This is a genomic window from Sungkyunkwania multivorans, assembly GCF_042675645.1.
In the GTDB taxonomy this organism is placed as follows: Bacteria; Bacteroidota; Bacteroidia; order Flavobacteriales; family Flavobacteriaceae; genus Sungkyunkwania; species Sungkyunkwania multivorans.
Genome location: NZ_JBHTJH010000017.1, coordinates 728566 through 750054 on the forward strand (window position 1 = coordinate 728566; position 21489 = coordinate 750054).

15 protein-coding genes are annotated in these 21489 nt (G+C 41.6%); 10 read left to right on the forward strand and 5 right to left on the reverse strand.

Annotated elements, in window-relative coordinates:
* Positions 1-6: 6 nt before the first annotated feature.
* The 7 genes from ACFQ1M_RS14660 (at position 7) to ACFQ1M_RS14690 (ending at position 11425) form a co-directional block, all read left to right on the forward strand.
* Positions 7-4023 carry a LamG-like jellyroll fold domain-containing protein gene (locus ACFQ1M_RS14660; protein ID WP_386409511.1) on the forward strand — a complete coding sequence of 1339 codons (4017 nt, stop codon included), beginning with the start codon at positions 7-9 and terminating at the stop codon, positions 4021-4023.
* Between the two features lie 140 nt (positions 4024-4163).
* A complete protein-coding gene (locus tag ACFQ1M_RS14665; protein ID WP_386409513.1) occupies positions 4164-4985 on the forward strand; it encodes a T9SS type A sorting domain-containing protein in 822 nt (273 codons plus the stop codon).
* A 341-nt stretch (positions 4986-5326) separates the two neighbouring features.
* Positions 5327-8731: an isoleucine--tRNA ligase gene (ileS, locus tag ACFQ1M_RS14670; RefSeq protein WP_386409515.1), complete on the forward strand. Its 3405-nt coding sequence runs from the start codon at positions 5327-5329 to the stop codon at positions 8729-8731.
* Between the two features lie 4 nt (positions 8732-8735).
* Positions 8736-9119 (forward strand): TraR/DksA family transcriptional regulator, encoded by a 384-nt coding sequence (locus ACFQ1M_RS14675; RefSeq protein WP_386409517.1) that lies wholly within the window; start codon positions 8736-8738, stop codon positions 9117-9119.
* Positions 9120-9202: 83 nt separating this feature from the next.
* A complete protein-coding gene (locus tag ACFQ1M_RS14680; RefSeq protein ID WP_386409519.1) occupies positions 9203-10048 on the forward strand; it encodes a sulfurtransferase in 846 nt (281 codons plus the stop codon).
* Positions 10045-10677, forward strand: a complete 633-nt coding sequence (locus ACFQ1M_RS14685; RefSeq protein ID WP_386409521.1) for a hypothetical protein — start codon at positions 10045-10047, stop codon at positions 10675-10677. The genes ACFQ1M_RS14680 and ACFQ1M_RS14685 overlap by 4 nt, the downstream gene beginning before the upstream one ends.
* A 34-nt stretch (positions 10678-10711) precedes the next feature.
* Positions 10712-11425 (forward strand): lipoprotein signal peptidase, encoded by a 714-nt coding sequence (locus ACFQ1M_RS14690; protein WP_386409523.1) that lies wholly within the window; start codon positions 10712-10714, stop codon positions 11423-11425.
* Here the strand turns inward: ACFQ1M_RS14690 and ACFQ1M_RS14695 are convergent.
* From ACFQ1M_RS14695 to ACFQ1M_RS14705, 3 genes are all read right to left on the reverse strand, one after another.
* Positions 11422-11832, reverse strand: a complete 411-nt coding sequence (locus tag ACFQ1M_RS14695; protein ID WP_386409525.1) for a response regulator — start codon at positions 11830-11832, stop codon at positions 11422-11424. The genes ACFQ1M_RS14690 and ACFQ1M_RS14695 overlap by 4 nt on opposite strands.
* Before the next feature lie 7 nt (positions 11833-11839).
* On the reverse strand, positions 11840-12952 hold the full coding sequence (locus tag ACFQ1M_RS14700; RefSeq protein ID WP_386409527.1) for a sensor histidine kinase: 1113 nt from the start codon (positions 12950-12952) through the stop codon (positions 11840-11842).
* Between the two features lie 125 nt (positions 12953-13077).
* Positions 13078-13641, reverse strand: coding sequence for a 5-formyltetrahydrofolate cyclo-ligase (locus ACFQ1M_RS14705; protein WP_386409529.1), 564 nt, complete (start codon positions 13639-13641; stop codon positions 13078-13080).
* A 38-nt stretch (positions 13642-13679) separates the two neighbouring features.
* On the opposite strand from ACFQ1M_RS14705, the gene uvrC reads away from it, so the two are divergent.
* The 3 genes from uvrC to ACFQ1M_RS14720 all read left to right on the forward strand — a co-directional run bounded on the left by uvrC (position 13680) and on the right by ACFQ1M_RS14720 (position 18979).
* Positions 13680-15470 carry an excinuclease ABC subunit UvrC gene (uvrC, locus tag ACFQ1M_RS14710; RefSeq protein ID WP_386409531.1) on the forward strand — a complete coding sequence of 597 codons (1791 nt, stop codon included), beginning with the start codon at positions 13680-13682 and terminating at the stop codon, positions 15468-15470.
* Positions 15451-17748: a patatin-like phospholipase family protein gene (locus ACFQ1M_RS14715; RefSeq protein WP_386409533.1), complete on the forward strand. Its 2298-nt coding sequence runs from the start codon at positions 15451-15453 to the stop codon at positions 17746-17748. The genes uvrC and ACFQ1M_RS14715 overlap by 20 nt, the downstream gene beginning before the upstream one ends.
* Before the next feature lie 76 nt (positions 17749-17824).
* Positions 17825-18979, forward strand: a complete 1155-nt coding sequence (locus ACFQ1M_RS14720) for a beta-ketoacyl synthase N-terminal-like domain-containing protein (RefSeq protein ID WP_386409535.1) — start codon at positions 17825-17827, stop codon at positions 18977-18979.
* A 287-nt stretch (positions 18980-19266) separates the two neighbouring features.
* Here the strand turns inward: ACFQ1M_RS14720 and ACFQ1M_RS14725 are convergent, their stop codons facing one another.
* Positions 19267-19422 carry a hypothetical protein gene (locus ACFQ1M_RS14725; protein WP_386409537.1) on the reverse strand — a complete coding sequence of 52 codons (156 nt, stop codon included), beginning with the start codon at positions 19420-19422 and terminating at the stop codon, positions 19267-19269.
* A gap of 111 nt (positions 19423-19533) precedes the next feature.
* Entirely contained in the window at positions 19534-21225 is a 1692-nt protein-coding gene (locus tag ACFQ1M_RS14730; RefSeq protein WP_386409539.1) for a helix-turn-helix domain-containing protein, read from the reverse strand.
* Between the last annotated feature and the right edge of the window lie 264 nt (positions 21226-21489).

Sequence of the window (21489 nt, forward strand, 5' to 3'; positions counted from 1 at the left end):
CTAAACATGGAGAAACGATTACTTACGCGCAGCCTTTTTCTTTTAGTACTTTCCATCTCTTTTCTAACTGTCACAAATGCCCAAACAACTGTAGATCCTTATAGGTCTTCCAGTGCTTCTGGCTTCCCTGACACAGACGGTGATACGATCACGGACGAATTGGATCTCGATGATGATAATGACGGGGTTTTAGATACCATTGAACAGTCGGCTTGTCTTACTTCACCCGTAGCTTCACAAACAGAGATCATATTTTTGAACGAAACTTTTGGGTCTGGAACAACACGATCGCGCATCGACGACAATTTGCCTGCGGCGAGTACCACTTATCCCTACGAGGACGGTGTTGGTGGTGGTGGCTGCAACGGAGATAATCTCAAAGATGGCTACTATACGGTTTACTATTCTATTTCGAATGCAGACGGTTCGTGCGATATAGATGATGGTGCGGGACCGGATGTGGCATCTTGGGCAGATAGCCGCTGGTATAGTGGAGGAGATCACACAGGAGACGTCAACGGTAAAATGGCCATCTTTAATGCCGACCTAAATCCTGGTGTTTTTTATCAGCAGACCATTTCTGGTGTTTTGCCAAATGTTCCGATCACCTATAGTTTCTGGGCGATCAATATCGACAATAGAGATAGTGCTTTTGATTCCTTCGAACTTCCCAGAAGATTACCTAATATCACGGTCCAGTTTTTGACGACCGACCTTTCAACGACGCTCTTCACCTTAAGCACGGGCGACATCACCAGATGTGGGGACAATGTGGGCGACCCCGGATACAACCAATGTGACGAATCCGTGTGGCAGCAATTTACCGCGAACACCGTTTCACTAGGGACCACAGACTTTGTGGTTCGCTTCATCAATAATGGCCCTGGAGGGCTCGGCAATGATTTGGCCCTCGATGACATACAAATTAGTCAAGTCCTCTGTGACACCGACGGCGATGGTGTTGCCGACGTCTATGATCTAGATGCCGACAATGATGGCATCTCTAATTTGATTGAGGCAGGATTCCCATTCTTGGACCTTGGCAAAAGCACAGTGGACCCTTCTCTTTGGGTGGATACCAATAGGAATGGCGTACATGATATTATAGATGCCGCGGCAACAGACCCCAATTATTTACCCGATACAGATGGTGATGGGATACTTGATTACAAAGATCTGGACAGTGACAATGATAGCTTATTCGATATAGACGAGGCTGGTTTTGGTACAGCCGATGTGAACGGAGATGGAGTGTGCGACATTACAGGACCCGATAATGACCAAGATGGAATTGCCACGATCATAGATGAGGTGTTTGGATTTGCGAATGACAACCAACCCGAAGTAATCGATATGGATAATGATAATACGCCCGACTTTTTGCAACTGGATAGTGACAATGACGGTAATTTAGATATTACCAATAGTCTCTATGCCGATCTCGACAACGACGGTGACGGCCGTATCGATAATGACACCGATACCGATAAAGATGGCGTAAATAACCGTTTGGATACGTTCACGGCCTATTTTGGATCACCCAGGGATTTGAATAGAGAGCTTTCATTATATTTTGATGGTGTTGACGACTATGTGGAAGATACTCCGATTCTTGGAGGTTTGTCCCAAGCCACACTTATGGCATGGGTGAGACTAGATCCCACCTTCTCCGATACGGGGTATGTAGTAGGCCAGAATCGTTTTCATATCAGGATCAATAGTTCGAGACGGTTGAATGCCATGGTCAATGGAAGTTCATTGACCGCTCCTGCGTCTACAGCATTGGGCCTAGATGAATGGATACATGTGGCGGCCATATATGATTCAGGAAATGCTACCGAAAAGTTAAAACTTTATATCAATGGTGTTCCTGTAAACACTTCCAATTCCTCGGCACTATCTGGTGGAATTTCAAATAGCGCCAACAACTTTGCAATAGGAAGAAACCCTGCAAGTACTGTGAGTAGCACCAAGTACTTTTTCAAAGGAAATTTGGATGAAGTACGTGCTTTCGATATTGCTTTGACCGATGCGCAACTTCAGGAAATGGTATATCAAAGAATTGAAGAAGATGCGGGAGTGATACGTGGAAAGGCACTAGAAAAGAACATCACCGGCAGTTCTTGGGGTTCGCTAATACGTTACTACGATATGGATGAGATCCTGGACGATCAGCTAAAAGATCGTTCTTTTAATGCCTCGGATGCTACTTTGTATAATATCAAAAGACTTCAAGATGAGACAACACCCCTTCCTTTTGTTACAGACACCAATGGACCTTTGCTCAGCACGATCAATGTGGATGGTCAGAACCCTAACCAATTGGTTACATCCGACCACGCTATTATAAGAATTGCGCATCAAGTATCACAGGATGTCAATGTCAAGGTATCAGGTCTCATCATAGATAGTGGGAGCACTTTGACCGTAAGTAACAACAGCTTAATTCAGAGCAACCATTATTTGAAGATCGATGGAAAGCTAGATCTGCAGGGAGAATCCCAATTAATTCAAACCATAGGAAGCATCTGTGCGGCATCCAGCTTAGGGAGCATCGCAAGGGGACAAGAAGGTACGGCAGACGAGTTTACGTATAACTATTTCTCCTCTCCAGTCTCGACATCTGGAAACGCTTTTCAAATGAGTCAGCTAAGAACGCCAGAGGGTCTTGTGCGCTGGATCAGTAGCGCAAGCCCACCAGCAACACAGACCTCACCGATAACTTTAAGCAATTGGTGGGTATATAAATTTGATAATCAATTGGCCGATAGTGAAGATGGATGGGCCTATGTAGGTAATACGGGCAGTGTTGCTGCCGGTCTTGGATTCACGTTAAAGGGCTCGGGGACAGGAGCGGTCCTTGATGAGCAGCCTTATATTTTTGAAGGAAAGCCGAACAATGGTGAAATTACGCATGCTATTAGTGCTGGGAATGAAACTTTGGTCGGAAATCCCTATCCTTCTGCTTTGGATGCAAATAAGTTTATCGATGACAATGTTCAAGGCTTGGATGGTGATGCCATTACTGGAACACTCTATTTTTGGGAGCATTTTGGTGGCGGTACCCATATTCAAGAAGGATATCAAGGGAACTACGGGCTGTTGACAAAAGGAGGTGGAGTACCCGCGCCTAACTTCATAACAGCAAACGGAGAAGTGACAGCTAATAAAACTCCTGGAAGATATATTCCTGTAGGTCAAGGTTTTTTCGTGGCATCTGATAGTGATGGAGGAACGATTCGGTTTAAGAATAGTCAACGTGTCTTTGAGTTAGAAGGAACCGATTTGAACGATAATTCTACATTTATTAGAAGCATCGCTAATGATCAAGAAGAAGAGGCAAATCCTATTTCTAGAATTCGATTGGGATTTGAGAACCAGTTAGGATTTCACAGGCAGTTGTTGTTGGCCATCACACCCGTGGCCACCGATGGTGTGGACTTTGGGTACGATGGTGCCATGATAGAGAATCAGCTAGATGATCTGTATTGGCTCATTGATGATAGACCCTACATCATACAGGCCATCGGAAGCGCCGATCCGGCTACCGAGCTATCCCTTGGATTGCATGTCAGTAGTTCGCAAGAGGTTACGTTCAACATCGATGAGCTAGAGAATATCGATGAAGACTTTGAACTTTACCTCAGAGACAATTATAGCGGACAGATCATTGATCTTCTAGCTGGGGAGATCACACTCTCCCTTGATGAGGGTGAGTATTCCGATAGGTTTTCGCTGATCTTTTCTGGAAATTCACTTAGTGTAGACGATCCAGAGGATGCCATCGATGGGATGATCGGCTTTTATGATAGCAGAGTAGACCAATTCGTCATTAAGAACCATACAGACAAGATCGTTAAAAATGTTGCGATCTATGATCTGTTGGGTCAGGTCGTTCAGGAAGATGCTTTTACCGAAGCAATGGCCGAATATAGAATTCCCCTTTCAAGCGCATCGGGAGCATATATTGCTGTGATAAGAACGGAGAATTCATCGCTGACCAAGAAATTCATTAAGAACTAGGAAGATTTCAACGATCAAATCATTCGGCTTATAGAATATTTTATTGAATCAACTGAATTGTAGCGCATTATGACTAAATTTAAATCCGAATAGTTCCTCAATTTCTCCTACATAAGCTGGATAATCACGAAACCAGGATCATGGAGAGATCAATAATCACATGCCACGTATTTATTATTACCATATTATTTACAGGTAGTATGTATGCACAAACTTCTGCGGATCTATCATTTCAAGATGTTTCAATAAACATGCGGCCGAACGCTTCGCAAAGTGCTTCGGATGATATTCCGAGAATTAGAATTGGCTTTGAGAATGAAATTGGATTTCACCGGCAATTGTTGCTTGCGATAGTTCCAGGAACAACGGACGGAATCGATTGGGGCTATGATGGAGCGTTGATCGAGAATCAAACCGATGATATGTATTGGCTCATAGAAGGACAACCCCATGTGATTCAGGCGATAGGCAATATAAGTTCGCTGACCCATCTTTCTTTAGGTATCCGATCTGGAAGTTCGCAGATGGTCACCATAATGCTGGACGAACTAGAAAATTTTGATGAGGATCTGCCACTATTTATTTTCGATCATCAAAGTAGAAGCTACGTTGATATAACCGATGGACCGTACTCCTTTTTTGTAGCGCAGGGAGAGCACACAGATAGATTCTCGATGATCTTCCCTGGAAGTGTTCTTAGTCTTGAAGATAAACAGCAGAAGTCTGATAAATTTATGCTTTTCTTTGACAGCAATGGGGCTCAACTTGTTGTTAAGAATGATAAAAGCGAATTGGTAGCGAATATCACTATTTATGATCTTGGTGGCCAACGGGTTTGGTCTGGCAGATATAAGCAGGTTCAAGGTCAATACGAAGTGCCTATGTTTACGGCAACAGGTGTTTATATGGCTGTCATTGAAACAAAAGAATATGTAGTGAGTAAAAAGTTTGTAAAGAATTAATATTTCATATTTTAATGATGCCAATTTCCAGCCCAAAACTCTCATTTAGAAAATATTAGGTTTTAAATCTTGCACTGTTTACAACATACTGAGGGCAAGTGATTAAAGAAGTTGGTATAATTCCATGGCCTCTTCACACATTATCTTTACAAGTTCTATTTCGGGGACTTCTATAACGATTGTTAAAACTGAAATTGGATAAAAGGGATAGAAGTTTGTCTAAAAGTAGAAGAGATATATTCAAAAGCCTTCCCGATGGAAGGCTTTTATGTTTTCTAACCCCTATTTTCAATGAAATTCATTAATTTCGCAGACTTACTAAAGACAACGCTTGTTTTATAATGAAGTTTACTGAGTACAAAGGAATTGACTTGCCCAAAGTTGCCGAAGAGGTATTAAACTATTGGGAGGAAAATAACATCTTTGAGAAGAGTGTGACAACGCGTGAAGGAAAAGAGCCGTTCGTATTTTTCGAAGGACCTCCTTCTGCAAATGGATTGCCTGGTATTCACCACGTAATGGCACGTGCTATCAAAGATATCTTTTGTCGCTATAAGACTCAGAAAGGCTATCAGGTGAAGCGCAAAGCCGGCTGGGATACGCATGGACTTCCCATAGAACTCGGTGTGGAAAAGGAACTTGGAATCACCAAAGAAGATATTGGAAAGAAGATCACCATAGAAGAATACAATCAGGCTTGTAAAACGGCGGTGATGCGTTATACCGATGTTTGGAATAACCTCACCCGCGAAATGGGCTATTGGGTAGATATGGAAGATCCATATATCACCTACAAGTCGAAGTATATGGAAAGTGTTTGGTGGTTGTTGAAGCAGATCTACGATAAAGAACTTATCTATAAAGGATATACCATTCAACCATATTCGCCAAAAGCGGGGACGGGTCTTAGCTCGCACGAGTTGAACCAACCAGGCACCTATCAGGATGTCACCGATACTACGGTCGTCGCCCAGTTCAAAGCCAAGCAGGAGACACTCCCCGATTTCCTTCAAGGATACGAGGACGTGCATTTTTTGGCTTGGACGACGACGCCATGGACACTTCCATCGAATACTGCTTTGACCGTAGGACCTAAGATCGAGTATGCTTTGGTAAAAAGTTTTAATCAATACACCTTTGAGCCGATCAATGTAGTGATGGCAAAGGCGTTGGTCGCCAAACAATTCGCAGGAAAGAAGTTTGAGCAGGTTGAAGATGAATCAGCACTTTCAAATTATAAGCAAGGAAATAAAGTTATCCCGTATTTTGTTGCTAAAGAGTTTCGAGGGAAAGACCTCGTAGGCATAAAGTATGAACAACTTTGGAGTGATGCACCACTTCCCAATGACCATCCCGAGAATGCCTTTAGAGTAATATCAGGAGACTTTGTTACCACCGAGGATGGTACAGGTATCGTGCATACGGCTCCAACTTTTGGTGCAGACGATGCCAAGGTAGCAAAAGAGGCGAGCCCAGAAGTTCCGCCAATGTTGGTGAAAGATGAAAATGACAACTTAGTACCATTGGTCGATCTACAAGGACGGTTTCGACCAGAATTGGGAGCCTTGGGCGGAAAATATGTCAAGAATGAATACTATGCCGAAGGTGAGGCACCCGAAAAGTCTGTCGATGTAGAGATCGCCATCAGACTCAAAGAAGAGAACAAGGCCTTTAAGGTCGAAAAATATGTGCATAGCTATCCGAACTGCTGGAGAACCGATAAGCCTATCTTATATTATCCATTGGATTCTTGGTTCATCAAAGTAACGGATATCAAAGACCGCATGTTCGAGCTTAACCAAACTATCAATTGGAAACCAAAGGCGACCGGCGAAGGACGTTTTGGTAACTGGCTAGCAAACGCCAACGACTGGAATTTGTCGCGATCTCGCTTTTGGGGAATTCCATTACCGATCTGGCGTACCGAGGATGGCAAGGAAGCGTTGATGATCGGTTCGGTGGAGGAACTAAAGGCAGAAATGCAGAAAGCGGTCGCAGCAGGCTTTATGAAAAGAGATATCTTCGAGGATTTTGTGGTGGGAGACATGAGCGAGGCCAATTACGATAAGATCGACCTTCATAAAAATGTTGTGGACCAAATTACCTTGGTCTCCGCTTCAGGAAAACCGATGAAACGCGAAAGCGACTTGATCGACGTTTGGTTCGATTCAGGTTCTATGCCTTATGCACAATGGCATTATCCATTCGAAAACAAGGAAAAGATAGACGAGGGAACGAGTTTCCCAGCAGATTATATCGCAGAAGGAGTAGATCAGACCCGCGGTTGGTTCTACACCTTGCACGCCATTGCAACGATGGTCTTCGATTCTGTGGCCTACAAAAATGTGGTGTCCAACGGTCTGGTACTCGATAAGAATGGGCAAAAGATGTCCAAACGACTCGGGAATGCCGCAGACCCATTCGAGACGCTCAAAGAACATGGCCCTGATGCGACGCGCTGGTATATGATAAGCAATGCCAATCCATGGGATAATCTCAAGTTTGACCCTGATGGTATTACCGAAGTACGAAGAAAGTTCTTCGGCACTTTGTATAATACATACTCGTTCTTCAGTTTGTATGCCAATATTGATGGCTTCGACTATAAAGAAGCAGATATTCCCTTAAGTGAGCGACCAGAGATTGACCGATGGATATTGTCCGAACTTCATTCGCTAATTAAGAATGTGGATGAGGCCTATGCCGATTATGAGCCTACCAAGGCCACGCGGGCAATTTCAGATTTCGTACAAGAACATTTGAGCAACTGGTTTGTTCGTTTAAGCAGAAGACGTTTTTGGAAGGGTGAGTACGGTCAAGATAAGATATCGGCCTATCAGACGCTCTATACATGTTTGGTGGAGGTCGCCAAATTGAGTGCACCAGTGGCTCCGTTCTTTATGGATAGGCTTTACAAAGATTTAACAAATGAGACACAAATAGAAAATGCTGAAAGTGTACATTTGGCTGATTTCCCGAGCTATGAGGAACGTTTCATAGATAAGGTCTTAGAACGCAAAATGGAACGCGCACAAACAATATCTTCATTGGTATTGTCGTTACGCAAAAAGGAGATGATCAAAGTACGTCAACCGTTGCAGAAGATCATGATACCAGTGCTGGATGCTACCGAGAAGGAAGAGATCATCGCAGTTTCGGACCTGATCAAGGCCGAGGTAAATGTAAAGGAAATAGAGCTGCTGGATGATGCTTCAGGCATTTTGGTGAAGCAGATAAAACCCAATTTCAAAGCCTTAGGGCCTAGATTTGGAAAGGATATGAAATTAATTGCAGCTGAAATTCAGCAGTTTGGGCAAGAAGAGATCCAAAAAGTTGAACAAAACGGGGAAATTCAGGTTGTAATTAATGGAAAAAGTATTACTTTAGGAATCGACGAGGTGGAGATCACCTCGCAAGATATCGAAGGTTGGCTAGTAGCCAATTCAGGAGCATTGACTGTAGCGTTGGACATTCACATAGATGATAATTTACGCAGAGAAGGTATCGCCAGAGAGCTCGTTAATAGAATTCAAAACTTACGTAAGGATTCGGGCTTGGATGTTACCGATAAGATAGATGTTACCCTACAGAAAGATGGTACCGTAGAGCAAGCTGTTGAAAACAATATCGAGTACATCAAGAATGAGACGCTCACCGCGCAACTAGAACTTGCAGACAATGTGGAACATGGTACGGATATTGCTTTTGATGAGGTGAAGACCAAATTGTTTATTCAAAAACATTGAACCTATGGCAACAGAGACAAAAGTGAGATATTCTGATAAAGAATTAGCAGAATTCAAAAGGCTGATCGAAGAAAAGATCGAAAAGGCCAAGCACGATCTAGAATTGATTCAAAGTGCATATAAAAATGACGAGAACAATGGGACGGATGATACCTCTCCTACCTTTAAGGCCTTCGAAGAAGGTAGCGAGACGATGAGCAAGGAACGCAATATGCAACTGGCCATCCGACAGGAGAAATTTATTCGTGATTTGAAGAACGCTTTGATACGAATAGAGAACAAGACCTATGGCATCTGTAGGGTCACAGGAAAACTGATCAACCCAGAGCGATTGAAGCTGGTGCCGCATGCCACCTTGAGCATCGAAGCAAAGAATATGCAGAAGTAATTTCTTATAATTATATAAAGTAAAAACGCTCTTTATTCTTTCGGTGAAGGGCGTTTTTGTTTAACCTTTTTGAGATTTATAAAATGAGCTCAAACTCGCTTCCCCATCCATTGGTTTCATCAGAATGGTTGCATCAGAATATCGATATGCCCAATTTGGTGATCCTAGATGCGACCATAAAAAAAGCCACTTCCGAGGGGGACGATTACTTCAAGGGTCTACAGATCCCCAAGGCACGATTTATTGATATCAAAGGAAATTTTTCGGATTCGCAAAGCGCGATGCCCAATACCTTACCTTCACCAAAAGCTTTCACCGAAGCAGCGCAGGCGTTAGGTATTAACAAGGATAGCAAGATCATCGTGTATGATCGTTTAGGCATTTATGCCGCGCCACGGGTTTGGTGGATGTTCAGGGCTATGGGACATGAGCACATTGCCGTGTTGGATGGAGGACTTCCAGCGTGGATATCAGAGGGCTTCAAAACAGAGGCCAGTAAAACCAAAACATACGAGAGTGGGGACTTTATCGCCAATTTTCAGGATGAAATGGTGGTTGGCTTAGAAGAGGTCCTTCAAAATATAACGACCAAGCGTCATAGTGTGTTGGATGCACGCTCTAGCGGTCGTTTCCATGGCACGGCGCCCGAACCTAGAGCGGACGTAAAAGGTGGGCATATCCCAAATTCGATAAATTTACCTTATACAGAATTGTTGCAAGATGGGAAGATGAAACAAGTCGAAGAGCTCAGAGCGATCTTTAAAAGTTTGAAACTGCCAAATACCCCTAGAATATATTCTTGCGGAACGGGTATCACCGCGTGCATCATTATGCTAGCTGCAGCGCTCACCGGTTTTTCAGACCATGCCATCTATGATGGTTCCTGGACCGAATGGGGGCAGGCAGAACACGTACCAATTGCTACATGAATATGGTCTTCGGTAATAGATATATTCTCATATTTCTGCTTTTTTACAGTGTTGCTTCCTCGCAAAAGCGTGTAGAAAAAGTACTAAATTTCGAGGCTGCGCAGATCATCGAGGTCAATGCAGAGAATTGTTTTAGACTTGATGTGAACACACATGCTGAAAACAAAATAGTGATCGAAGCTGCCGTAGCAGGAGAATATCAAAATGATCTGCTGGTGAGCATCAAGGAATTGGAGAACAGATTACAGATCGGGGCAGATTTTCAACCTATGTTCAAAGACCCGAACGACAAGCTAAGCGCGCATAAGGTGGTTTCTATTTCCATGAAGATCTGGCTTCCAGAAAACAGGCAATTGAAAATTCGTGGAAATTATACCAATACCAAGATCACAGGCGTATATCAAGACCTTCAGGTTCAATTGAATGATGGGTCTTGCAGGCTTCGGCAAGTCGCGGCCAATGTTGTGGTCAGCACATTGGATGGTGATATTCATATATCTCAAATAAGTGGTGAAGTAAATGCTACATCAAGGCATGGACGTATTGTACAAGAGAAAATTTCGAGTGGAAATTCACAATTGTTGTTAAAATCTATTAATGGCAATATCTACATCAAAAAAAGCGAATAATATTGCTATTTTTGTGGCTATCTATAACTAAAGCATGTCATTAAAGAAGTCTGTTCTTATCATCGCATTGGTCTTGTTGTTGGATCAATTCCTTAAATTTTACGTAAAACTTAATTTTCCGATTACGCGCTATGGAAGCGAGGCGATCATGGACTGGGGATTTTTTAAGATGCATTTTGTAGAGAACCCGGGGATGGCCTGGGGAAGCAAACTAAGTGATTTTATACCGTTTATCTCTGAGCCTGCTTCAAAGATCATCTTAACCACCTTTAGGCTCTTCGCCATTGCAGGTATTGGCTATTGGTTGTATCGGTCGATCCTAAGAAGTAGCCCAAGGGTATTGATCTTGGCAATTTCCCTTATTTTTGCCGGTGCTTTTGGCAACATCATCGATTCGCTTTTTTATAATTATATCTTTGACTCTGGGACGACCTTTAATGAAGAATTTCTGCGTTGGGAATATTACGCTGGAATATCGAAGGCCGATTTTAGCGGATATGCTGGTTTTATGCAAGGATGCGTTGTAGATATGTTACAATTTCCGCTTATCGACACTACCTTGCCAGATTGGTTTCCGATATGGGGAGGAAAGCACTTCACCTTCTTTGATCCGATCTTTAATGTTGCAGACATGTCGATAAGTACTGGGGTGGGTCTTTTATTGGTATTTAATAAGAAGGCATTTCCTAGTAAGAAAAAAGAAGAGCCACTCAATTCTTCAGCAGAAAATACTACTGCGGCTACTTAAGAGGCGATCTCGAATATTTGTTCGATATCATTGATCTTCAGCGGCTTTAAAAGGTAGTCGGAGATCTCTTCGATCCCATTGGCCTTTTGAAGGTCTCGTGGGTCTATGGAAGAGCTAACCAAGTAAAGTTCCACCTTCTTATCTAACTTTTGTCTTACTTCTCCGAACGCTTTAATGAATTGCCATCCATCCATGATAGGCATATTTAGGTCTAGAAATATGATATCGGGTATTTTCTTGGCATCGAAATCTTCGGAGAGCGAATCGAAATAGGAAAGCGCCTCTCGGCCATTGCGAAAGACCAGTAGATTCTTCGCCAGTTTTTTCATCTTGATGATCTTAGAGATAAGGCTAACATAAATGTTATCATCATCAATAATGCAAGCTAACTCTAAAGGAGTCTTCATATAAATATTATACGTTTTTGAATTCCACGGTGAATTTAGATCCTACACCAACAGTGCTCTCTACACTAATACTGCCATGTAACGATTCTATTTGGTTCTTGGTAATGAACAGCCCAATGCCTTTTGCATCTGGGTGATCGTGAAACGTCTTGTACATGCCGAAAAGCTTATCGCCATGCATGTCCAGGTCGATACCAAGGCCATTATCGATCACAGTGAGTACAGGTGTTCTACCCCTCATAAAACTTTTCACTTCAATTATAGGCGCTATCTCCGGCTTTCTATACTTTATTGCATTAGTGATCAAGTTTAATAGAATGCTCTCTAAATATGCTGGAATATAATCGATACTGGGAAGTGCGGAAAAATCTGCTTTGACCGTAGCCTCCTCTTTTTTCACCAACTCATTTATGGATGTGAGCACCACCTGAAGGCTATTATCGAAATCTACGGGTCGTAGTTTGTCCTCGATGGCACTGTTAACGGTAACAACCTCATTCAGATGTGTAATGGTTTCATTGAGTTTAGAGGATATTTGCTTTAAGTTGTTCAGCACTTCCCGTTTCTCTTTCTTCCCTTTTACAGAGTCTAAGATGTCCAGCACCAGTTCTAAGTTGCTTGAATGGGATCTTAGGTTGTGCGAAACGATGTGAGCAAAATTAAGCAGTTGTGCATTTTGGGAAGCAACAATATCTAGGGACTTTTGGAGTGTTACTTCTTTGGTTTTCAGTTCGTGGATGTCTTGAAAAACGCCTCTCATTCCTACTATTTTTCTACCTTCAAATACTGGTTTCCCCGCTATGCGTATCCATTTTATATTCTTGGTAAAGGTCTTGATCTCTACTTCGATTTCAAATGGGGTGCCAAAATCACGACATTCTTCTAAATACATGGTAGCATTCTCACGGTGGTCGGCCGTGATGAAATTGATGCTCTCTTCAATATTAAGAATGTAACCGGATGGCACTTCGTGTATCTTTTGTGCTTCTTGGTCCCAGAAAACAGTTAAATCGTCCAAATTCATCCTCCAACTACCAACTTTGGCCATAGAAGCCATTTCTTGGTATAAAGAATCATTGGTATCGGTCTCCTTCTGTTTGCTTTCGAATACACGCAGCATTTGTGGGGGAGTAATTGGTTAGGTTATTCGGTTATCTACTAAAGGTCTAATTTAATAGTGGTTTAGTCAACTTATTTCGACTAAGGTACATTTTTTGCCGTTAAGTTAATAGTGTGACAATCCTTTTAAAAATGATAAATTTTTGTGGGAGTTACACAAAAATTCAACTTTATATCTGTAAGTTGCACATTGTCAATGAGTAACTCTGGGCCAAAGATAGAAAGGCCGACTTTGATGACCGCTGTATTACAGTTTGTCAAAAATCGATCATAAAAACCCTTCCCATACCCCACTCGATGTCCTTGCTTATCAAATGCCAATAATGGCACAAATACAACTTCGATGTTCCTTACAGGTACCTCTAATCCATCGACAGGCTCTGGAATCCCAAAGTCATTGGTTCTTATTTTGGTGCTATCTGTAAGCAGGTAATGACGCATGCTATGATCGCTAAAGTCACTTCTAGAAACTATGATCTCTTTATCCTTTCCTGCTAAAATATTTAGGATGTATTCTGTATTCACCTCTTTCTGTCTCACAATTGGCAAGAAAATATGAAAATAGGTCTTATCCCAAATCGGTAAGGATAAAAGATTGTTGGCAATTTCGATACTATATTCTTCCAATTGTAGATCGGACAGTTCCTTTCGGAGCATCTTATACTTTCCTCGAAGTTCCTCTTTATTCATCCTTTTCTTTTGAACTGCAAAATATGTAATTTCGTGTTATGACCAAACCCACTATAGAGCTTCAGTTGCAAACCCTGCCATCCGACCCCGGCGTCTATCAATATTATGATAAGGATGGAAAGATACTCTATGTAGGTAAGGCAAAGAATTTAAAGAAGCGTGTTGCCTCTTATTTCAATAAGAATCACGCGTACGGTAAGACCCGAGTATTGGTCAAAAAAATAGCTGAAATAAAGCATATCGTTGTTCCAACCGAATCGGACGCACTACTCCTAGAGAACAATCTCATCAAAAAGTATCAGCCCCGCTACAACGTATTGCTGAAAGATGACAAGTCCTATCCGTGGATCTGTATTAAGAACGAACGTTTCCCTAGGATATTCCCCACGCGAAAATTGATCAAGGACGGTTCTGAGTATTATGGTCCCTATACCAGCATGAAGACCGTACGAACCTTGCTCGATCTTGTGAAAAGCCTATATCCATTAAGAACCTGTAACTACGACCTGTCTAAGGAAAAAGTGGAAGCCGGAAAATATAAGGTATGCTTGGAGTATCATTTGGGCAACTGTAAAGGGCCATGTGAGAACTACCAATCCGCTAAGGAATATGACCAACAGATAAGGGCTATAAGACAGATCATCAAGGGAAATTTCAAGGATTCATTGAGAGATTTCAAAGATGAAATGAAATCTTTGGCGGAAAATCTTCAATTTGAAGCTGCCCAAAAGGTAAAAGAGAAGATAGATGTACTAGAAAATTATCAGGTAAAGTCGACCATAGTCAATCCAAAGATCACCAACGTGGATGTTTTCAGTATCATCTCGGACGAGGGATTTGGCTATGTCAATTTTTTACAAATATCCTACGGGTCCATCATTCGTTCGCATACCATTGAAATAAAGAAAAAATTGGAAGAGTCTGATAAGGAGCTATTGGAATTGGCCATTACCGAGGTCAGACAGCGTTTTCACTCAAAATCGAAAGAGATCTATGTGCCGTTTGCCGTAGATGTAGGGGAAGATCTAAAGGTCACCGTCCCCAAACTTGGCGAGAAGAAGGAAATCGTTGATCTCTCTATACGAAATGCGAAATTTTATCGCATGGAACGATTCAAGCAAATGAAGATCACCGATCCGGATAGGCACGTAAATAGAGTGATGGCCCAGATGAAAAAAGACCTGCGCCTTAGTGAGGAGCCTAGGCATATCGAATGCTTTGATAATTCGAATATACAAGGAACCAATCCGGTCGCCGCCTGTGTGGTCTTTAGAGATGGAAAGCCAAGTAAAAAGGAATATCGTCATTTTAATATAAAAACGGTGGAAGGTCCGGATGACTTTGCGTCTATGGAAGAAGTCGTATATCGCCGATACAGACGACTGATCGAAGAAGCGCAATCATTGCCACAGCTTATTATCATCGATGGAGGTAAGGGACAATTGTCCTCCGCCTTAAAAAGTCTAGACACCTTAGGGCTTCGCGGAAAAATAGCGATCATCGGAATAGCGAAACGACTTGAAGAGATCTACTATCCAGGAGATAGCATCCCCTTGTATTTAGATAAGAAATCCGAAACTTTAAAGATCATCCAACACCTGCGCAACGAAGCGCATCGCTTTGGGATTACCTTTCATAGAAACAAGCGCAGTAGTGCAGCGTTGAATTCAGAATTAGAGAGCATTCCGGGCATCGGCGAAAAGACGGTGATCGCATTGCTAAAAGAGTTCAGGTCCACAAAACGTGTCAAAGAAGCTTCGTTGAAGAGCCTCAGCGAAATTATTGGTGCTGCGAGGGCCAAGACCGTTCATGACTATTTCCATTCTTAGAATTTTGATAGAAAAGTACGCAACGAAATATAGAATTAGCTATCTTCACTTTATGAACAGATGGCTGTTAATTCTTACTTTTTGTATCATCCCCCTTTTATGTTTTTCTCAACAAGAGACGCCGCAGAAAGATGTTAAGGTGGGATTGGTCCTAAGTGGGGGTGGGGCCAAAGGCCTTGCACATATTGGAGCGTTGAAGGTGATCGAAAAGTCAGGTGTGCGAATTGATTACATTGGAGGAACCAGCATGGGCGCCATCGTCGGAGCCCTCTACGCTTCGGGATACACCGCTGGGCAGTTAGATTCTATCTTTAGAGCGGTCGATTTTGAAAAGCTCATTCAAGACGAATTGCCGCGTTCTGCTAAGACCTTCTATGAGAAAGATGATGATGAAAGATACGCGTTGACGCTTCCATTTGATCGATTTAAGCTCTCATTCCCCTCAGCGATCTCCAAAGGACAAAATGTATATAATTTATTGGCGCAATTAACGGCCCATATCGGCGAAGTGGATGATTTTAGCAAGTTGCCGATACCATTCCTCTGTGTGGCGACCAACGTAGAAACCGGTCAGCCAGTGATTTTAGAAAAGGGATACTTGCCTCAAGCGATCAGTGCAAGCGGCGCTTTCCCTTCGCTCTTTGAACCTGTTTCTATCGAAGAGCTGTATTTGATCGATGGTGGAGTCACCAATAACTACCCAATAAATGAGGTAAAGGCCAAGGGGATGGATTACATCATAGGAGTGGATGTACAGGATGCTTTGATGGATAGGAAAAACCTCAAAACAGCTCCAGGAATTCTTTTGCAGATCAACAACTATCGAACGGTCGAAGCAATGAAAGAAAGGGTAAAGTTGACCGATGTCTATATCAAGCCAGATATCAGAGATTTTACGGTGGTGTCCTTCAATGAGGCCGAACTCATCGTAGATAGTGGCGAAGAAGGCGCGCTAGAAAAATTAGGGGATCTTGAGCATATTGCAGGGTTGCAGCGCAATAAATACGAAAGACCCAAAGTTAAAGTGAGGCAAGAATTGCAGGTCGATGATTATATCATTTCGGGAAACTCGACCTATTCGAAGGCCTATGTGAAAGGGAAAATACGGCTACAACCTCCCGCAATTACATCCTACAAAAAGTTCAATCAAGGAATAAGCAATCTGGCGGCCACAGGAAATTTTCAAGGGATAAGACATCGACTAAAGAAAGTGAATGGCAAGAATACCTTGTTCTTGGACCTTTACGAACAGGAAGTGAATACATATCTGAAGCTAGGGTTACACTATGATAATTTGTATAAGAGTGCCGCCCTCATCAACCTGACCTCGAAGCGTTTTATTTTTGATAATGACGTGGTGTCGATGGATTTTATCCTAGGCGATAATATTCGATACAATTTCGAATATTATCTCGACAGTGGTTTTTACTGGAGCTTCGGAGTAAAATCCAGCTACAATGAATTTAATAAGCAGGTGAAATTCGACCTCATGCAGTCCTTATTCAACGTGCCGGATCAAGGATTGAACGCTTTGGACCTCCGTGTTTCGGACTTCACCAATCAACTTTATCTTCAGACGGTTATTAGAGAGGAATTTGCTTTCGGTCTTGGTATAGAACACAAACATATAGATTACGAAACGGAAACTATTCCTGCCGCCGGATCTGGGACCTTTGTCTTTGACAACAGTGATTACTACAGTACTTTCGGATTTTTAAAGTTGGATACTTACGACAATCGCTACTTTCCAAAGCAAGGGTTTTTTTTTGATGGGGATTTTCATCTCTATCTACTGTCTTCGGATTTTAGAAATGAGTTCAGCGAGTTTTCCGTTGGGAAAGCAGATATTGGCTTCGCAACCTCTTTTGGTGAAAGGTTAAGCCTTCAGCTTACATCCTCAGGCGGATTTACACTGGGTAAAACAGACCTAAGATCTTTCAACTTTATACTTGGCGGATATGGAAATCATCTTGTCAATAATTTTACACCATTTTTGGGATATGATTTTTTAAGTCTTGCGGGAGATAGTTTTGTAAAGGGAGGAATAGGCCTGGATTATGAGTTGTTTCCTAAACATCATTTGAATTTCACCGCCAATTACGCCAATGTTGGGGTGGATATATTTGGGCAGGGCGAATGGTTTACGGCTCCCGATTTCTCTGGATACGCCGTTGGATACGGTATAGAGACCTTGCTTGGTCCCCTGCAGGTGAAATATTCTTGGTCTCCCGAAACGTCCAGCGACCAATGGTTCGTAAGTCTTGGTTTCTGGTTCTAAATGGAAGCAAAAGTCTAAGCCACTTCGTCGATGTTTTTAGCAACAACTTCCCGATATTTGCAAAAATTGAACCGACTTGAAGCACCCTATAGCTATCACCTCTATTTCATCCATCTCTTCATTGGGATCAACGAGCGATGAGGTGTGGAAGAATTACCTGAGAAAAGATCATTTGATAAAGGAATTGGACCTTGGAAGCCCGAAAGTATTGGCAGTGCCCTTACGGGCGAATGAAAAAGACGAGATTGAACTGTTAAGGGGTTCCGATTCCAAATACAAACAATTGGATGACTCGGTGCTCTTTGCAATACATGCATCCCGGAGGGCTTTGCAAGACGCAAACTGGAAAAAGGGTGATGACTTTGGGATCAATATTGGTTCATCTAGAGGAGCGACGAGTCTTTTTGAGAAATACCATGAGGCCTTCTTAAAGGAGGGGAAAACAAGGACATTGACTTCGCCAACGACAACCTTAGGAAATATTTCTTCTTGGGTAGGACATGATCTCCAATCAAAGGGTCCATCAATTTCTCATTCGATCACTTGTTCCACTGCTTTGCATGCGCTTCTAAATGGAGTAGCGTGGTTGCGATCCGAAATGACAGATAAGTTTTTGGTGGGAGGTAGTGAAGCCGCATTGACACCCTTTACCATCGCCCAAATGGAATCACTAAAGATCTACGCGCAACAGAAAGATACATATCCCTGTAAAGCCCTTGACCTCGAAAAGAAGAAAAATACCATGGTCATTGGTGAAGGTGCTGCCGTGGCCTGTTTAGAGTTGGGGGTAAAGAACGATAGTTTGGCAACTATCGAAGGAGTAGGATACGCTACAGAACCATTGTCGCATAACATTTCAATTTCTACAAATGCCGATTGTTTTCAAGAGAGTATGAAGATGGCATTGGGTTCCAACTCGCCTGAAGAGGTAGATGTCATCGTCATGCATGCGCCAGGAACGATCAAAGGTGATCTTTCGGAGTACAACGCCATAAAAAAAGTGTTTGGCGACAAGCATCCGGCACTTACGACCAACAAATGGAAGATAGGCCATACTTTTGGTGCTTCGGGAATGTTAAGTATAGAATTGGCTGTTTTAATGATGGAGCATCAAACGTTTGTGACTGTGCCCTTTGTTGAGCACAGATCGTATCCAGATCAAATAAAAACGGTCTTGATCAATGCTGTGGGTTTTGGTGGAAACGCAGTGAGTGTTCTATTGAGAAAATAAGCAAGATCACGATACATGGCCTTGCTGGTCATAAAATCTGCTCGCAAGAGAATTGCGAGCAGTAATTTAATACATCCTACAGGTACATGACCATTCTAAGCCGCGTTTTGCTTAAAAAGAAAGGCGGATTTCGAAGGGTTTCACGAATGTTAGATCTATGTACGCTAAAATTATCCTTGAGTCATGACAGGCATAAGAAGTCTTCCTTAGGCTTGAATATAGACTTGAGGGTTTTACAAGCTGTTTATGGTAACAGCTAGACGATCCAGCAGATACCGTCCCATTAATTATAAAGCAGCTCCCATCGGATCTGTATCATCACATACCGGGTTTTTAGGGTTTTCAGTCAATTTTGGGCAACAACCATTTTTTCCAACAATTCTTGAAAGTTGATCAGGTGTAATTTTAGAAATCCGGAATTTTTCTAGGCTTAAATTTTTCATTGTTCAATCGTGTTAAGTTTGCCTTAAAAATAAATGAATTGACAAGAACTTCCGATCAAGAGTGGGTCAAATTCCAGAATTTAGTTCATAATAATAAAGAGAAAGGCAGCATCAATTATTCATTTTATTTAGCTGATCAATGTAAAAAGACGGATAAATTCCGGTTTTTTTAAAGAATGCAGAAGAAAATGATTGGGAGTTGTTGAATCCCATTTCTTCTGAAATGGCCTTTATAGTATACCTCCTAAAAAGAGGGTCTTCCTTTAGTTTCTTTAGAGCATATTCAATTCTCAGGTCGTTGATGTAGGTGATGAATTTTTTACCTTTTAAATGATGAATTGTTTTGGACAGGTATTTAGAGTTTGTATTAAAATCTTTTGCAAGACTATTGGTAGTGATATTAAGATTTAGGAAGCCTAAATTTTCTTCAAATTGTGCCAGTTTCTTCTCCAACTCTTCCACTAGAGCTTCAGGGACTCCTAGTTCTTTGACGGTTTTTGCGGATACAGACGTTATGCCCACATCGTCGTTCTTGCCTTGATCGTTTTTTTCTCCGATCAACGACTTGAACCTCGCTGCATAGGCTTTCTTTTTTCTATATTGGTATAGAAACCCCAATAAGGTCAAAAAACTCAGCAAAACGAGCAACTTGCTCACATTCTCTGTTTTTTTATTATCGGACCTTATAGTCTCGATCAAGATCTCTTTTTCTTCTAAGAGCTCCCTCGTATCAAAGTCTTTGAGCATAACTTCGTTTGTAGACTTGTATTCCTTTACGAGGACACTGTCTATGCTAAGGAGTTCATTGATGTAGAACAATTGCTTCTTATAATCACCCAAGGATTTATAATGCTTGATCAAGCCCATGTACGCCAGTCTACTTTTTGGGGAGGTGTAGTTGAGCCTCTTAAATATAGAGTCAACTTTCAAAAAATAGTCAATCCCTTTTTGCTTCTCTCCCAATTTGCTCTTGACCATTCCCCTGTAGACATAAAAGTCAATCAGGTCATAGGTCTCCAAATAGCTTTCCTCATCCTTATTGTCAAACTTTTTTTCCAACAAATCGAATTTTTTGTCGGCAAGGGCATGATTTCCTTCATAATAATCTAAAAACGCATCATTCAACTCGAACATCTCTGAGACTCTTTTGCCTTCTGCCAATGGCATTCCAATACGATTCAAGATCCTAGCCGAATCCAATTGATTGTTTGATCGATACGTGGAAATTAATTCAGAGAATGTTTGCAGATACATGATGGAATCCCAAACAGTTTTATTCTGTATGGACTCTTGGTATTTTAGGCATTCTCTAAAAAGATGAATCGATTCTTCATATTTGGATAAGTGTCTTTTAATTAAAGCAATGTTGTGTTTTGTTGCATATATATAGGCTTCATTGTCATTTTCCTTTGCATATTCTAAAGCGGTGATGTAATTCTGCAATGCGGCCTTATAACTTCCATTTTCTTCGTAGTAGATTCCCCTTCTATTGTATATGTTTTCAATAAAGTTCTTTTTGTCGATGTTGTTACCATAGAGAAGTGCACTGTCTAAGTAAATCAGTCTATTCTTATGGTTATAACTATATTGTCTGGACTTCAGCAAATAGGACTTTGATATTCTAATGCTATCATTTGTGATTTTTCCCCTTCGTCTATATTCTTGAAAATAAATATTGGATAGTGAAGTGTCCTTTATAAAGGATGCGTCGTACTTATTTCGTAATTCTTGATATGTATATTTCTGAAGGGAATCCTGTAGAAAATGGTCCGTCTTGTAATTGGCTCTACCAATCAAACTCAAAAGCAAAAAACAGGATAGAAAGCATTTATTGAAATACAGACTCATCTTTCAAAGATATCTCATTTTATTTAAGAATCGATCCAAAGATGTACGTGCTATTCTGTAGCATGGGTTTCGACTGACATAACTACCTTATTGCCAAACTGTTATGTATTAATTTAATAATGATTGAATAGATGTTGATTCTTACTTTATTTGATTCAATAACTTAAAACATAGTGCGGTCAAAATTCCAGAATTTAAGCTTAAAATTCTGGAATTTGC